Genomic DNA, 15,889 nt, shown 5'->3' on the forward strand with positions numbered 1-15,889 from the left:
TATTTTATGAAACAGCATATTGCTCATATTACCTTAATGGTAAACGACTATGAAGAAACCATCGCTTTCTATACCGGACAATTAAACTTTTCCCTTTTGGAAAACATTCATGGCGAACACGGAAGACGCTGGGTAACGCTGGCTCCGAAAGGATCCGCTGGCAGTGCTTTTGTTTTGATGAAAGCCGAAAATCCGGAAGAAAAAAGAAGCGTTGGCAACCAGACCGGAGGAAAAGTTGCCTTCTTTTTAAAAACAGATGATATCGCGCGCGATTTCGAAAATTTCACCAACAATAAGGTAACGATCATAAGAGGTATCGTGGAAGAACCCTGGGGGAAAGTTGCCATTTTTGCCGATTTGTACGGTAATCTCTGGGATTTGATAGAACCGGCATCTTAATCGGCACCGTCAGCTGTCGCTTTTGTTCAACCTTAAATTTATTGCCAATGAAATCGACTAATTATTACAATACTTTTATTGCTGTTGCAGCAGATTGTCCGGCAAAAACCGCCGAAATCCCGCCTTTAAAAAAAACGGGCAAATCAATAGCGGTTATCCAGTTTGAAACCCTTATTGAAAATCCGTACCGGTTTACTTCCGATACCGTTTTATTCAACATTTATGCCGCTAAAAACAATATTCAAAGAGAAGATTCAGAACAGGAAAAAGAGCATTATTTTTCGAAAGGACAGGCTTGTTTTCGCTGCTCTCCGCTTCCCAAAAGATACGGTTGGGGCGTTCATTGCAATGAAGAAGGAAAGATGGCTATTTACGGAATAGAAACCGAAGCCTATCAAAAACTGGCTGCCGACGATAGCCTGCACCATACCAAAGCAATGCGTTCCGGTAAAAAATAATCCCTTATATTTTATCTGCTTTATTAAAAATAGTTTCCTGCTTTTGAGCAGTGCTCCAAAATATTATAACCGGCATTACGGTTATAATTCATTCCTGATTTCAGGATTTTGAACCTCTAAAAAAACCGGCTTTGATCAAGGTCAAAGCCGGTTTTTGTTCGTCCTATCAGCATAAAACGGCAGTATTCTACAAATAACCACCCTTAAAACACTCTTTATTTCACAAAAATTTTTTTTTATTAATTATTCAGATAAAATATAACACCCTGTTTATTATTTATTATATTTGGTACAAAATTTACCATTTTTAATTTTACAACTGTTATTTTATTGATAAAAAATACCATTTTTAACATATAAGCTGTTAATCTCATACAAGCCTCATAATTACCTTTTTTGTTTCAACGGTACTCCATACACCAAATGATATTTTCATTGCGTACAACTTTAACACCAAAAACAATTAATTATGAAAAAATGCTTACTCTTATTTTCGGCATTGCTGACCTCTCTGGCGGCAATGGCACAGGTTCCCGAAACCAGCGGTCCGGACGATCCGCCCAGCTACACCCAACCCCAACAGCCTCAGCTGCCCGCTTATGAATTGCATCCGGCACAGATAGGCGGAGAAGTACAGGACTACCTCAGCTCCAGAGTTGAAGGCTATGCTGCCTATCATTTTAACTATGCTGCACTAAACGATTACCTTCTTAAAAATCCTTATGCGATAGAGTTTATCCTAAAGGACAATTCCGGTAACACCAAATTTACCCTTCAGCGCCACGACATGAGAGCGTTGGATTATACCGAAGGGATTACCCATGAAGGAGGAGAAAATCAGATCACTTTTCAGCGTACCGCCGAAACCGATCTTAACTATAATGTCCCTACTTTAAAAGGAACCGCCGATAATAATCCCGGAACACTGGTTCGTCTGGCCATCTTTAAAGACAATCTGGTAGGATTGAAATGGGATACCGAAAGCAATCAGGTATTGTATTACACGTCCCTGCAGGATTTTATCAAATTAAACGGCGATGATTTTGTTACCGACGAAAACCCATTATTGGTTTTTAATCTCGGAAACATCATCAGCACCCAAAACTCAAGATGCCAGCAAATCCAGGAATTAATCCAGGAACCTCCTGTGGTACAAAAGGGTTATTTTAAAGATTGTACGCCGCGCTTTGTCACAATAGCCGCAGAAGGCGATAAACCCTGGTGCGACCAGAACGGAAGCAACTCGGCATCCAACATCCTGAACAGTCTCTTTTTGGCCGAATGTGTGTATACGCACTACTTCAACATCTCGTTCATCGTAAAACATGTCAACCTTCTACCTACGAACGGTTCATTATACAACACCAACAATGCCACAGACATACTCTATAAATTCCGGGACAACTGGAATGCCAACCATACAAACAAGGATCGCGATTTAGCCTTACTGTTTACCGGAAGACGGCCAGATGGCGGTACGGTAGGTATTGCTTTTACCAATTCTTTATGTTCCACATATTCCGCTTACGGTGTCATTGGAAAAGACCCGACCAGAATTCGTATCATCACTCATGAAATGGGACATATTTTCGGTTCCCTTCATGACGACGAGCATTACGGCTCTTCTTCCTGCAGCGGCAGCGACGTACCGATCATGTGTATGTACACATCCTCGTATTCCCCTTTATATTTCAGTCCGCATACGCGAAGTATTATTCTAAACTCTATAAACAGCCATGCCTATTGCCTGAATGATTATGCGAATGTGAATAATTCCAGTGAAATTGTAAAATCATGGACAAACAACCGCAACCTGAAATGGGTGGCTACCTGGTACATGCAGGAAGGCGATTATATGTTAGCCGGAAATTTTGACGGTGAAAACAACGATGAGGAAATTTTCTTTGCAAATCCGGATCGAAACTGGGTTGGTATTATGGATTTCTCCTGCGACCAGGGAACCGATTGGTACCACCTTTGGGGCAATGGCGGAAACAGAAGCTTCGGTTGCTGGTACCGTAATTACGGCGACCGGTACTATGCCGGTGATTTTGACGGCGATGGCAAAGATGAGATTTTATCCCGTACCGATAATGGCAGCTGGGCTCAGATTAAAGAATACCTGCCCGGCAGCTGGTCGTGGAAAGAGCGATGGAGCAACAACGGCGGTAATACTCCTATAGCCTACTGGTATATGGGACCACAGGACACTTTTACCATTGGCGATTTTGACGGCGACGGTAAGGACGAACTATTGTGTGTTAACCCGAATGGCTGGGCACATCTGGTAAAATTCAATTCCAGCGGCGGCGGTTGGTATTCCCCGCAGACGATCTGGAGCAATAACGGTTCCGGATGGATTGGCGGATTGCAGATCTCGCAGATACAACGCTACCTGAAAGGAAAAATGCGCACCACTACCCGTGATGAACTTTATGCTTTCGTGAGCAATTCTTCCAGTAATTTCTCTGCTATTATGCGCTTTACCGGAAGCACCTGGACGTTAACCGGCGGACAGGGATTGGGTACCAGCTTTACAACAACTAACGTGACGCCGGCGCACAGCAGCTACAAAATGATGACCGGAAATCTGGACAACGACGGCTACAGCGAATACCTGGCCATCAGCAATACCTGGATTGGCAGTTATGACTATAGCAATGGCGGTCCCGGTATGTCCTTTAACTGGAGTAATGGCGGAAGTTCCTATTATAACGACTGGTATCTGAACCAGCGTTCCCGACAGTTTTTAGTAAAGGCAGCACCAACAGCACCTGACCAGATCTTTAACATCCAGTATATTAAAAGAAGTTTCGGATGGTGGTTCTGGTATAAAGAATGGTATGAAGCATCACTGGCTTCAATGTACCGCGGGGAATTGCCTAACCAGAACATGAAACAGGCCGGTCCGGAAATGGAAATCGAAAAATCAACGGTAATTGCAGTTAACGACAATATGCTGATCTATCCGAATCCAACCCATGATGTCCTGAATATTGATTTTAACAATATCGAGATCAAGCAGGCAAACATCAGCCTTATTGATATTATGGGAAAAACCGTCCTGCAGCAACCTTTAACCGGGTCAAACAACACCTTATCCTTACAGCATTTAGCGGGCGGGCTGTATATTGTACAGATTCATTCCGAAAATCAGCCGGTGTTTACAACCAAGATCATTGTAAACAAAGGCAAATAAAAACGGCAACCAGCATCAAAAAAGTTGTCTGCCTTTCATAAAAAAAGCCTCCCGTTTGGGAGGCTTTTATATTGATTACCAGATTTTAACTCTGTCTTCCGGTTTAACATATAGTTTATCACCCGGTTGGATATCGAATGCCTGATAGAAAGCTTCAACATTTTGCAACGGCACATAAGCACGGTACATTCCCGGTGAATGCGGATCGGTTTTTACCTGATTTTTAATCGCTTCATCTCTCATTTTAGAACGCCAGATAGTCGCCCAGGAAATAAAGAAACGTTGTTCCGGTGTATAACCGTCGATCAAGCCCGGATTACCGTTTTTCTTTAAATACAACTGTAAACCGTCATAAGCAGCATTCACACCACCAAGGTCACCAATGTTTTCCCCTAATGTAAATTTACCGTCTACAAACGTTCCCGGTAACGGTTCCAGCGCACTATATTGTGCCGCTAAAGCACCACCTAAACCTGTAAATTGTTTTAAATCTTCATCTGTCCACCAGTTTACTAAATTTCCGTCTGCATTATAACGGGCACCGGAATCATCAAAACCATGTGAAATTTCATGTCCGATAACCGCTCCGATACCACCGTAGTTTACCGCTTCGTCTGCTTTATAATCATAGAAAGGCGGTTGTAAAATAGCCGCCGGGAAAACGATTTCGTTATACGACGGGTTGAAATATGCATTTACTGTTTGCGGCGACATTCCCCAACGGGTTTTATCTACCGGTTTTTTCAGGTCTTCGATGTTTTCATCAAAGCCCCATTTGGCAACATTTTTCATGTTGTCATAGTACGATCCGCCATCGGCGATACTCTTGATCTCTAATTTGGAATAGTCTTTCCATTTGTCCGGATAACCGATCTTAACCGTCGATTTTCTTAATTTTTCGATAGCTCCCTGTCTGGTTGCTGGCGTCATCCAAGGCAATTTATTGATACGGTTTTCAAAAGCAAGGAATACATTTTCAATCATTGCTTTCGCTTTTGCTTTTGCTTCAGCCGGGAATTTTTTCTCTACATATAATTTCCCTAAAGCTTCTCCCACCGTTCCATTTACAACCTGTAATGCGCGCTCTTCTCTCGGACGCTGCTTGATAGCTCCCTGTAAGGTTTTGCTGTAAAAATCCCAGTTGGCATTTTCAATATCGGTTGTTAACACACCGGTAGATTTGTTAATCAGCGTCCAACGCAAATAGGCTTTCCAGCTATCCACATCGTTTGCTTTAAAAATATCTTCCAGAGCGGTCATATAGCGCGGTTGTGATACCACTAAAGAATCCAGATTTTTAACACCTAAACCGTCAAAATAGTTTTTCCAGTTTACTGTTGGTGTCAGTTTTTGCAGGTCGGCAACACGCATCGGGTTGTAGGTTTTTCTACGGTCGCGGCGCTCCACTCTGTCCAGTCTTGGTTTTGCCATAGCCGTTTCCAATGCCAGTACTCTAACCGCATCTTCTTTTGCCTGACTTGGTCCTTCTCCTAAAAATTGCAGCATACGGGCCACATGTGCCACATATTTCTCTCTTTTCTCTTTAGAATCGGCATCATCCGAAATATAATAGTCACGATCCGGCAATCCTAAGCTTCCCAATCCGACATATACCACATTACGGTTACTGTTTTTAGCATCGGCACCAATTCCCATACCATAAAAACCTAAACCTCCCTGCGGTTCCATTTCTAATAACAGGGCATTTACATCCTGTGCATTCTTAACCGCATTGATCTTTGCCAGCTGTTCTTTGATTGGGGTAATTCCCAGTTTGTTTCTGGAAATCGTATCCATAAATGTTCTGTACACATTTACAGCTTTTGCCTGATCCGATTTCGGATCCAGATTTTTATTTGCAGCAGCCTCTTTTAAAATGGCTAAAGCGTCTTTATCGGTATTCTGGCGTAATTCGTCAAAACTTCCCCAACGGGTTTTATCACTCGGGATTTCCGTTTTGTCATACCAGGTTCCGTTTACATAACGGAAAAAATCATCCCCCGGTTTAACCGACTTATCCATAAATCCAAGGTTAATCCCCGGATGTGTAGCCGTCTTTTCTGCCGTGGCGGTCTGATTTGTTTTACAGGAGAACAACACTAACGAAGCCGTAGCACAAAGTAGAACTCCCTTATTCACTTTTAATTCCATATTCTTATTTTTTGATTGGTGTTCGGATAACAAAAATAACAATTAGTAACCGAATTGATTTTTTTATTTGTTAAAATTGAATCCGTCCCGATTTAGAGAATATTTAACCCGCTAATAGCGAACTTCTTTTTACTTTTGCAAAAAAATAAATCATGCTATCTTTTTTCAAGAAATACCGACTGTTTTTTATTGTCCTTTTTGTGCTTTCTGCCATTATCATAACCCTTTTCTATAACGCCCTTACCCCTAAAAAAAAGCTTGCTATCTATACCCCGTCCATGGTTAACCCGGAATTGGTGGATACCACGATTCAGCATATTGCCAATAAACATACTATTGCCGATTTTGCCTTTACCAATCAGAACGGAAAAACCATTACCCAAAAAGATTATGAGGGAAAAATTTATGTAGCCGACTTTTTCTTTACCACCTGTCCGACAATTTGCCCGATCATGACAACCAATATGGTATGGTTACAGGATCAAATTAAGAACAACCCGAAAGTGATGCTGCTTTCGCATTCGGTAACTCCGGATATTGACAGCGTACCGGTCTTGAAAAAATATGCGCTGGACAAAGGAGTGATTGACAGCAAATGGAATCTGGTTACCGGCGATAAAAAAGACATCTATTATATTGCCCGAAAATCTTATTTAGCGGTAAAAACCGGGAAACCGGAAGAATTATACGACATGGTGCATACCGAAAACTTTGTTTTAGTAGATGCCAAACGCCGTGTCCGCGGTTTTTATGACGGTACCAAAATGGAAGATGTAAAACGTTTACTGGAAGATATTAACTGGTTGTCCCAAAACGAAAAATAGTCGTTTATACAACCGGAATAATTTTGAAATCCATTTTCGCCATACCTCAGGACCTTTTAACAGCCAAAGAATCTGTTTATGACCCATGCGGTCTGGAATGTTCCGATTTCCGGGCTGCCGCCGAAAGTGCGGAATATGACGCCCTTACCTTCCGCCTGAACGGACAATTTGTCTGCTACCGGCAGGCAAAAATTACCCCTGCAAAAACCGGGCAGTTTGTAACCCTCTGGAAAAGAAGCGAAGCAGGTCCTATCGAACCCTTTTCGGTTACGGACACGATTGATCTCGTGATTATCAGTACACGAAAAGACGAACAATCGGGGCAGTTTATTTTCCCGAAAGCTGTTTTGGCCGCCCGCGGTATTATTTCCACTGCTCAAAAAGAAGGCAAACGTGGTTTCAGGGTTTATCCGCCCTGGGATATACCCGGCAGCAAACAGGCACAGCAAACGCAGGCCTGGCAATTGCCCTACTTTTTAGAAGGCTCCGCCAATTGCACCAGCAGCCGGAACCGGGCGTTAACGCTGCTCCTGCCGTAAATCATTACACGCCTCAACATATCTCCGTATTTAACATTTGTAAGAATTTTTCAACTGAAATCGATATCCTAATCATTTCATAAAAAAATGTGAAAGTGTGTTTTATCATGGCTTATCAGTTTTAAATGCTTATTTTTGCATATCTATTTTAATTCAATCTAAATAAGGTGAAAACCACGCTAGCACAAATAAAAAAAGGACAAAAAGCCGTGATCAAGGATTTTAATGTTGATGTAATTCCACTAAAACTTTTAGAAATGGGCTGTCTACCCGGCAATACTGTAGAGCTGTTGCAAGTTGCTCCGCTGGGTGATCCGTTATACATTAATGTAAACGATAGTCACGTGGCCATTCGTATCGAAACCGCCAGCCAAATTGAGGTTGAGATTATATAAGGAAAAAATTCATGAGTACAAATACGTTAAAAGTAGCCTTAATAGGTAACCCGAATACCGGAAAAACATCCGTCTTTAATCAACTTACCGGTTTAAACCAACAAGTAGGGAACTATCCCGGCATCACGGTAGAAAAAAAACAAGGAATCAGCAAACTGTCCCCAACCGTTAAAGCGAATATCCTTGACCTTCCCGGAACTTACAGTTTAAATGCCAGTTCACTTGATGAAAATGTCGTTATCGAATTGTTGATGAACAAAAACGACAAAGACTTTCCGGATGTTGCCGTAGTGGTTAGCGAAGTGGAAAACTTAAAACGTAATTTATTACTGTTCACTCAGATCAAAGATCTGGAAATTCCGACCATTCTCGTGATCAACATGTCCGACCGAATGGAATACAAAGGAATTACGCTTGATATCCCGCTTCTTGAAAAAGAACTTAAAACAAAAATTGCATTGGTCAGTTCCCGAAAAAAAACAGGAATTGAAACACTGAAAAATTTACTGATCAATTATAAAGAGTTGTCTACCGAACCTTGTTTGAATGCCACCAGTATTGATCCGGAATATTTTAACAGCCTGCGCAATGCTTTCCCGAACCAGCTTTTGTACAAACTATGGCTGGTTATAACTCAGGACGTTAATTTTGGCGGCCTGCACCGTAATGAAGTTTCGATTAAATCTTTTGTAAAATCGGATACCGAATTAAAACGACTACAGCAAAAAGAAACCATCAAACGATACCAGTTTATCAACGATACGCTTAAACTGACTTACAAAGTAGATACGGCTAATGCCAGAGATATCCGCAGTAAGCTGGACAGAATATTAACCCATAAGATTTTCGGTTATATCATTTTCTTCGGAATCCTGATGCTGATATTCCAGTCCATTTTCAGCTGGTCCAGCATCCCGATGGATTTTATAGACGAAAGTTTTGCGTCCTTAAGTGCCTATGCAGCCGAAAACATGCAGCCGGGCGTACTTACCGACCTGATTTCGCAGGGAATCATTCCGGGATTGGGCGGAATCATCATTTTCATTCCGCAGATCGCCTTCCTGTTCCTTTTTATTTCCCTATTGGAAGAAAGCGGCTATATGAGCCGTGTGGTATTCTTAATGGACAAGATCATGCGCCGTTTCGGTTTGAGCGGAAAAAGCGTGGTGCCTTTAATTTCGGGAACGGCCTGTGCTATTCCGGCAATTATGGCGGCACGGAATATTGAAAACTGGAAAGAACGACTGATCACGATATTGGTTACGCCTTTTACCACCTGTTCCGCACGTTTACCGGTATATGCCATTTTAATCTCGCTGATTATTCCGCACAAATATATTTTCGGAATATTCAACCTGCAGGGATTGACCCTGATGACGCTTTACCTTTTAGGTTTCGGAATGGCTATCTTATCGGCTTATATCCTGAACAAGATTTTAAAAGTAAAAAGCAAATCCTACTTTGTAGTGGAAATGCCGGGTTATAAAGTTCCTTTATTTAAAAATGTCGCGTTGAATGTTATCGAAAAAACAAAAGCTTTCGTTTTTGGAGCCGGTAAAATCATTTTGGCATTGTCCGTTATTTTATGGTTTTTAGGTTCTCACGGACCGGATAAAAACTTTAAAAATGCCGAACAGATCATCGAACAGGAATTAGCTCAGAAAACCATCAGCGGTGAAAAAGAAGATCTGGTTGCTTCATTCAAACTGGAAAACTCCTATATCGGAATCATCGGAAAAAGCATTGAACCGGTTATCCGTCCGTTAGGTTACGACTGGAAAATCGGGATTGCCGTAGTCAGCTCTTTTGCTGCCCGTGAAGTGTTTGTAGGAACACTGGCTACGATATATAGTGTGGGAAGTCACTCTGAAGAGGAAACCACCATTAAAAACCGTATGAATGCCGAAATAAATCCGGTAACCGGGGTAAAAATCTTCAACCTGGCCACAGGTGTTTCTTTACTGCTGTTCTATGCTTTTGCCATGCAGTGTATTTCCACGCTGGCCATTACTAAAAAAGAAACCAACTCCTGGAAATGGCCGGCGATCCAGCTTGTATTCATGAGCGGATTTGCCTATGTTGTTTCCCTGGTTGCTTATCAAATACTTAGTTAATATGGTAGACTATCAGCAAATAGCCGTTTATGTTATCCTCGCAGCAGCCGTACTTTTCCTGATCCGGAAATACCTTTGGAAAAAGAAAAAGAAGAACTGCGGCGGACCCGATTGCGGCTGCAGTTAATGATCTTTAACGATCAGTAAAGGAATCGTGATACTGTGACGAACGGCATCTACTGTGGTTCCGAATAGCAGGTCCTTAAACCAGTTGTGTCCGTGTGCTCCAAGAATCAGTATGTCAAAATTATTTTCATTGACCACTTTGGCAATACTCTTTTTCGGACTGCCAAAATCCAGTTTGATTGCCACTTTGTAGCCTTTGGCTTCCAGTGTTTTCTTATAGGCTTCCAGATACAAATGGTCGCTTGACGTTTCGAAATCGTGGATTTCTTCTCCGTATATCATAGCTCCAACCGTTTCTACCACGTGAATAATGGTATAATGCGCTTCTTTACCGCCCAGTTGTAACGCCCTCGAAATACTCTTTTGGTCTGTTTTGGAAAAATCCAGCGCAATGGCAATATTGGCATAGATCATGGGCGCATCTGCCTCACTTACGACAATCTCGTTAATATGCGGTACTAATTTCGGATTCGACCATTTTTTATCGACTATCGGTTTGATGATAATATACACTAAAAGAACTGCCGCACCTACGGCAAAAGGAACAACAAAAGCCCAGATATACACCGGATGTTCCGATTCCTGCAGCCAGGTTACAATTTCATCAAAAACCAGTTTTGCATTCAGGGCAACAATAATCAAAGCCACCAACCAGGAAGAGATCTTTGTCCATTTCCCGATTGCAAAACCCTGCATTTTTTTATTATCACTCACAAAATGTATCAGCGGAATAATCGCAAATCCCAATTGCAGACTCAGGACTACCTGGCTCAGCAGCAGCAGTTTTCCGGTAGCTTCTTCTCCAAAATAAACAATTGCCACAAATGCCGGAATAATAGCGATTAACCGTGTAATAATACGGCGCACCCACGGCTGTATCCTCAAATTCAGATAGCCTTCCATCACGATCTGCCCGGCGAGTGTACCGGTAATTGTGGAACTTTGCCCGGCGGCAATGAGCGCTAAGGCAAATAGCACCGAAGCCCAGTGTGTTCCCAGCAACGGCTCCAGCAAACGGTGTGCGTCCTGGATTTCCGCCACTTCAAACATGCCGTTTTTATAAAAGGCTGCCGCCGCTAAAATCAATATCGCGGCATTTACAAAAAAGGCCAGGTTCAATGCAATTAAAGAGTCAAAGAAATTGTAGCGTATTGCCTGTTTGATCCCTTTTGGCGAACGGTCGAACTTCCGGGTCTGTACCAAAGAAGAATGCAGGTATAAATTATGCGGCATTACCGTTGCCCCGATAATCCCGATTGCGATATATAAAGCGGTGCTATCCGGAATGGAAGGGATCAGTCCTTTGGCAATTTCGGTCACATCCGGTTTGGCTAAAAACATTTCTATTAAAAACGACATCCCGATTATGGCGATAAGGGCAATGATAAACGCTTCCATTTTCCGGATGCCTTTATTGAGCAGGAACAGCAATAAAAAAGTATCCAGCATGGTGATGCTCACACCCCAAAGCAGCGGAATGTCAAAAAGCAGCTGTAACCCGATCGCCATTCCCAGTACTTCCGCCAGGTCGCAGGCAGCAATGGCTATTTCGGCTAAAAAATACAGCACAAAATTCACCGGACGGGAATAGGTGTCCCGAGAGGCTTGCGCCAAATCCCGCTGGCGGACAATGCCCAGACGGGCACTGAGGCTCTGCAACAGCAGCGCCATGATATTGGACATCAGCAAAACCCAAATCAGCTGGTAGCCAAACTGACTTCCTCCCGCAATATCCGTCGCCCAGTTTCCGGGATCCATATAGCCCACACTCACCATGTAAGCCGGACCAAAAAAAGCAAGGATCTTTTTCCAGACAGTCGTGTTCTGGACTATTGCAACAGATTCATGAACTTCTTCCAGTGAATTGGTGGTTTTCTTTGCCATATTAATGCTCTATTTTTACAAAAAGATTATTGGCAATCTTATTGGAGATAATCATTTCTTTTCCTTCCACTTTTATCGTCAGCGACATATCGAACGTTTCTTTACTGAGCACTTCAATTTTTGATCCTAACGCGATTTGCTGTTTGTCCAGGTATTGCAAAAAATTGGCCGATGAATCCTTAACACCCACACAAATTCCTTTTTGCTGCACTTCCAGATCGGACAATAATTGTTTGTCTATTTTTTTAATTTCTCCTTTCGCATTCGGAATCGGGTCGCCATGCGGATCTTCCGTTGGAAATCCCAGATAGGCATCCAGTTTATTAATCAGCTTTTCCGATTTGATATGTTCCAGTTCTTCTGCCACATCATGAACCTCATCCCAGGAAAAATCAAGCTTTTCCACTAAGAAAACTTCCCATAAACGATGCTTGCGCACAATCATTTTTGCCGCCAAAGCACCTTTTTCTGTCAGCGTAACCCCTTGGTATTTCTGATAAAGGATCAAATCTTTCTCTGCCAGTTTCTTTACCATGTCTGTTACCGATGAAGCTTTACTTTCAATCATTCCGGCAATAGCATTTGTATTTACTCCTCTTGGCGATACAACAGACAAGTGATAGATTACTTTTAGATAGTTTTCTTCTGAATGCGTCATTTGTTAAATTTTACGAATTCAAAAATACAATTTTTTTTGATTCAAAAAATATTTTTAGCTTTGCCTAAAAATTAATTTAAACATAATCTAAAATAAAATTGTGAAAAATCTAATCCCATTGCTCGCCATTTGCTTACTTTCCGGTTATTTCGCTGCTGCTCAAACCGTAATTAAAGGGAAAGTAACTTCCGACGGAATACCGTTACAATATGCCAATGTTGTTATTGACAAATTAAAAAAGGGTGCATCGGCAGATGCAGACGGGAATTACACGCTCGAAAAAGTAGCCCGCGGGAATTATGAGATCCAGGTTTCTTTTACCGGATTTAAGGCACAACGAAAAAATATTACGATTAGTGACACCACAACCGTTATACTGAATTTTGATCTGAAAGAAAACAATTCATTGGATGAAGTTGTGGTCACCGGTACACTGAAGGCGGTGAACAGAATCGAAAGCCCTGTTCCCGTTGAAGTGTACAAGCCTACTTTTTTTAAAAAGAATCCCACTTCCAATATTTTTGAGGCACTGCAAAACGTAAACGGCGTTCGTCCGCAGTTAAATTGCAATGTCTGCAATACCGGTGATATTCACATCAACGGACTGGAAGGTCCTTACACGCTGGTTTTAATTGACGGTATGCCTATCGTGAGCGGTTTGTCGACCGTGTACGGCTTGTCCGGAATTCCGAATTCTTTACTGGAACGCGTAGAAGTGGTTAAAGGCCCTGCTTCTTCTCTTTACGGCAGTGAAGCCGTTGGCGGACTGATCAATATTATTACCAAAAGCCCTACAAATGCCCCGGTTGTATCTGCGGATGCTTTCGGAACCAGTTGGGGTGAAGTAAATGCCGATCTGGGTTTTAAAGCGAATATCGGAAAAACCGCTTCCCTTTTAACCGGGATCAACTATTTCAATTACAGCAATCCGATTGACAACAATCATGATAATTTTACCGATGTTACCCTGCAGGACAGGATTTCCGTTTTTCAGAAATGGAACTTTAACCGGAAAAGCAATAAATTATTTTCCGTTGCCGGACGTTATTTTTATGAAGACCGCTGGGGAGGAGAAATGCAATGGGAGAAAAAATACCGTGGCGGCAGTGAAGTATACGGCGAGAGCATCTACACCAAACGCTGGGAATTATTAGGAGCTTACGAATTGCCGGTCAGCGAAAAGATGCTGTTTAATTTCTCCTATACCGATCACGACCAGAATTCCGTATATGGAAACATCCCTTACCTGGCCCAGCAGCGCATCGGTTTCGGGCAATTAACCTGGGATAAAAAAGCCGGCAGCCATGATTTGTTGTTTGGTACGGCCATACGCTATCAGTATTACAACGACAATACGCCGGCGACAAAAACAGCCGATGAAACCTGGATCCCGAGTCTTTTTGTTCAGGACGAAATCCGACTGGCTTCCAAACACAGCCTTTTACTGGGAGCGCGTTATGATTACAACAGCAATCACGGTTCCATATTCACGCCCCGCTTTGCTTATAAATGGAAAGCTTCCGACACGGATATTATCCGGTTAAATGCCGGAACCGGATTTAGAATCGTTAACCTGTTTACAGAAGAACACGCCGCATTAACCGGTTCCCGCGAAGTAATCGTTCAGGAAGAGCTGAAACCGGAACGTTCTTATAATGTCAACCTGAACTATCTGAAGAAAATATATACCGAAAACGGCAATTTCATCGGCCTGGAAGCCAGTGCCTGGTATACTTATTTTACCAATTCGATTATCCCGGATTATGACACTAATCCGAACCAGATTATTTATAAAAACTTAGACGGCCATGCCATTACAAAAGGGATCAGTACCAACATTGATATGGTTTTTAACAATGGTTTAAAAGTGATTTTGGGTGCAACCTATATGGATGTCAACAAAACCGAAAACGGCGTGACTACACGCCAGATGCTGACGGAGCGTTTTTCCGGAACCTGGGCTATTTCCTACCGCATCAATAAATTACATCTTGACATTGACTATACCGGAAACCTCTACGGACCGATGCGTCTTCCTGTATTGGGACCACTGGATCCCCGCAGTGAGTTTTCCCCGACCTGGAGTATTCAAAACATCCAGCTGACCTATAACAAAATCAAAAACTTTGAAATTTACGGCGGGGTAAAAAACCTGCTGAACTGGACTCCGAACAAAGGAAATCCGTTTATCATTGCCCGGGCAAACGATCCTTTCGACCAGAATGTACAATATGACAACAGCGGCAACGTTATCCCTACAGCAGACAATCCTTATGCCCTGACTTTTGATCCGAGCTATGTTTACGGACCGAATCAGGGTATCAGAGGGTTCTTAGGAGTGCGCTATACTTTAAAATAATGAGCAAAAAGTTCTACTATATATGCGTTCTCTTTTGGGTGATTCCTTCTGGTTTTGCCCAATTGAAAACGCATACTTTTGAGGAAGCCGAAAGTTTGGCGAAACAAAATCCGAAACCGTATTTTGTTTTTATCCATACATCATGGTGCAAATACTGCAAAATGATGGAAAAAACAACGTTTCAGAATCCGGAGATCATCGCCTTGCTAAACGAGTCCTTTTACTATATACCCTTTGATGCCGAAAGCAAAACCGATATTTCCTTCTACCATCAGGTCTATCATTTCAAACCCACCGGAAACAATACCGGGCATCATGAATTAGCCTACGAATTAGGGAATATGGAAAAACAGCTTTCCTTTCCTGCCGTTTGTTTGCTCGATACCGATTACCGGATCCTGTTTCAGCACAATCAATTCTTAAAGGCTAAAGAGCTGAAAACCATTCTCGAAAAAAGCCTTAAAAAATAATTTTCCAAAACGGTCGGAACGCCCCGATCTGACGTTTTTTCACAAAATGTCAGATAAAATTATTCTTCATCTTCAAAATAACTGAAATTAAATTTTCATTAACTTTTACGACCCTTTTTTTTAGTAACAGTTGTTATCCTTTACAATTATCCCGATACAGTAAAAATATACGTTAAAATATTGCCAAAAACCCATCTTCTTAACATCGGAAAATTCATTCAAAAAAAGCGCCCAACAAAAACACAAAACACTATATTACAATGTTTTATAAATAAAAAAAATATTAAACGGATATCTTTTTTTATCCGCTTTG

At 41.9% G+C, this 15,889-nt stretch carries 13 protein-coding genes; 10 read left to right on the top strand and 3 right to left on the bottom strand.

Going from position 1 to position 15,889, the window contains the following annotated elements; all coding sequences use genetic code 11:
• Positions 1-6: 6 nt before the first annotated feature.
• From BGO42_RS12625 to BGO42_RS12635, 3 genes are all read left to right on the top strand, one after another.
• Entirely contained in the window at positions 7-399 is a 393-nt protein-coding gene (locus BGO42_RS12625; RefSeq protein WP_273244267.1) for a VOC family protein, read from the top strand.
• Positions 400-446: 47 nt separating this feature from the next.
• Positions 447-857: a DUF6157 family protein gene (locus tag BGO42_RS12630; RefSeq protein WP_273244265.1), complete on the top strand. Its 411-nt coding sequence runs from the start codon at positions 447-449 to the stop codon at positions 855-857.
• Positions 858-1,326: 469 nt separating this feature from the next.
• Complete coding sequence (locus BGO42_RS12635; RefSeq protein ID WP_273244263.1) at positions 1,327-4,056, top strand: M12 family metallo-peptidase; 2,730 nt, start codon at positions 1,327-1,329, stop codon at positions 4,054-4,056.
• Positions 4,057-4,131: 75 nt separating this feature from the next.
• Here the strand turns inward: BGO42_RS12635 and BGO42_RS12640 are convergent, their stop codons facing one another.
• On the bottom strand, positions 4,132-6,207 hold the full coding sequence (locus tag BGO42_RS12640) for a M13 family metallopeptidase (protein WP_273244262.1): 2,076 nt from the start codon (positions 6,205-6,207) through the stop codon (positions 4,132-4,134).
• Between the two features lie 152 nt (positions 6,208-6,359).
• On the opposite strand from BGO42_RS12640, the gene BGO42_RS12645 reads away from it, so the two are divergent.
• The 5 genes from BGO42_RS12645 (at position 6,360) to BGO42_RS12665 (ending at position 10,206) form a co-directional block, all read left to right on the top strand.
• Positions 6,360-7,031: an SCO family protein gene (locus BGO42_RS12645; protein ID WP_273244260.1), complete on the top strand. Its 672-nt coding sequence runs from the start codon at positions 6,360-6,362 to the stop codon at positions 7,029-7,031.
• A gap of 23 nt (positions 7,032-7,054) precedes the next feature.
• Complete coding sequence (locus tag BGO42_RS12650) at positions 7,055-7,570, top strand: MepB family protein (RefSeq protein ID WP_273244258.1); 516 nt, start codon at positions 7,055-7,057, stop codon at positions 7,568-7,570.
• Between the two features lie 167 nt (positions 7,571-7,737).
• The gene (locus BGO42_RS12655) at positions 7,738-7,965 is read left to right on the top strand and encodes a FeoA family protein (protein ID WP_273244256.1); all 228 of its coding nucleotides are present in this window, start codon (positions 7,738-7,740) and stop codon (positions 7,963-7,965) included.
• Between the two features lie 11 nt (positions 7,966-7,976).
• Complete coding sequence (gene feoB, locus BGO42_RS12660; protein WP_177730634.1) at positions 7,977-10,079, top strand: ferrous iron transport protein B; 2,103 nt, start codon at positions 7,977-7,979, stop codon at positions 10,077-10,079.
• A 1-nt stretch (position 10,080) separates the two neighbouring features.
• On the top strand, positions 10,081-10,206 hold the full coding sequence (locus BGO42_RS12665; protein ID WP_177730636.1) for a FeoB-associated Cys-rich membrane protein: 126 nt from the start codon (positions 10,081-10,083) through the stop codon (positions 10,204-10,206).
• On the opposite strand, the gene BGO42_RS12670 is transcribed toward BGO42_RS12665, so the two are convergent.
• Both BGO42_RS12670 and BGO42_RS12675 read right to left on the bottom strand, forming a co-directional pair.
• The gene (locus BGO42_RS12670) at positions 10,203-12,089 is read right to left on the bottom strand and encodes an Nramp family divalent metal transporter (RefSeq protein WP_273244253.1); all 1,887 of its coding nucleotides are present in this window, start codon (positions 12,087-12,089) and stop codon (positions 10,203-10,205) included. The two genes, BGO42_RS12665 and BGO42_RS12670, sit on opposite strands and share 4 nt — an antisense overlap.
• Before the next feature lies 1 nt (position 12,090).
• Positions 12,091-12,747 (bottom strand): metal-dependent transcriptional regulator, encoded by a 657-nt coding sequence (locus BGO42_RS12675; RefSeq protein WP_177730640.1) that lies wholly within the window; start codon positions 12,745-12,747, stop codon positions 12,091-12,093.
• A 100-nt stretch (positions 12,748-12,847) separates the two neighbouring features.
• Between BGO42_RS12675 and BGO42_RS12680 the strand changes: the two genes are divergently transcribed.
• The gene (locus tag BGO42_RS12680) at positions 12,848-15,106 is read left to right on the top strand and encodes a TonB-dependent receptor (RefSeq protein ID WP_273244251.1); all 2,259 of its coding nucleotides are present in this window, start codon (positions 12,848-12,850) and stop codon (positions 15,104-15,106) included.
• A complete protein-coding gene (locus BGO42_RS12685) occupies positions 15,106-15,576 on the top strand; it encodes a thioredoxin family protein (RefSeq protein WP_273244249.1) in 471 nt (156 codons plus the stop codon). Before BGO42_RS12680 ends, BGO42_RS12685 begins: the two co-directional genes overlap by 1 nt.
• The last annotated feature ends 313 nt before the right edge of the window (positions 15,577-15,889 follow it).

The organism is Flavobacterium sp. 40-81 (assembly GCF_001898245.1).
Taxonomy (GTDB): domain Bacteria; phylum Bacteroidota; class Bacteroidia; order Flavobacteriales; family Flavobacteriaceae; genus Flavobacterium; species Flavobacterium inviolabile.

Excerpts from the sequence above, each read along its gene's own strand:
- BGO42_RS12625 (WP_273244267.1), top strand. The coding sequence starts at position 7 with ATGAAACAGCATATTGCTCATATTACCTTAATGGTAAACGACTATGAA.
- BGO42_RS12630 (WP_273244265.1), top strand. The coding sequence starts at position 447 with ATGAAATCGACTAATTATTACAATACTTTTATTGCTGTTGCAGCAGAT.
- BGO42_RS12635 (WP_273244263.1), top strand. The coding sequence starts at position 1,327 with ATGAAAAAATGCTTACTCTTATTTTCGGCATTGCTGACCTCTCTGGCG.
- BGO42_RS12640 (WP_273244262.1), bottom strand. The coding sequence starts at position 6,207 with ATGGAATTAAAAGTGAATAAGGGAGTTCTACTTTGTGCTACGGCTTCG.
- BGO42_RS12645 (WP_273244260.1), top strand. The coding sequence starts at position 6,360 with ATGCTATCTTTTTTCAAGAAATACCGACTGTTTTTTATTGTCCTTTTT.
- feoB (WP_177730634.1), top strand. The coding sequence starts at position 7,977 with ATGAGTACAAATACGTTAAAAGTAGCCTTAATAGGTAACCCGAATACC.
- BGO42_RS12665 (WP_177730636.1), top strand. The coding sequence starts at position 10,081 with ATGGTAGACTATCAGCAAATAGCCGTTTATGTTATCCTCGCAGCAGCC.
- BGO42_RS12670 (WP_273244253.1), bottom strand. The coding sequence starts at position 12,089 with ATGGCAAAGAAAACCACCAATTCACTGGAAGAAGTTCATGAATCTGTT.
- BGO42_RS12675 (WP_177730640.1), bottom strand. The coding sequence starts at position 12,747 with ATGACGCATTCAGAAGAAAACTATCTAAAAGTAATCTATCACTTGTCT.
- BGO42_RS12685 (WP_273244249.1), top strand. The coding sequence starts at position 15,106 with ATGAGCAAAAAGTTCTACTATATATGCGTTCTCTTTTGGGTGATTCCT.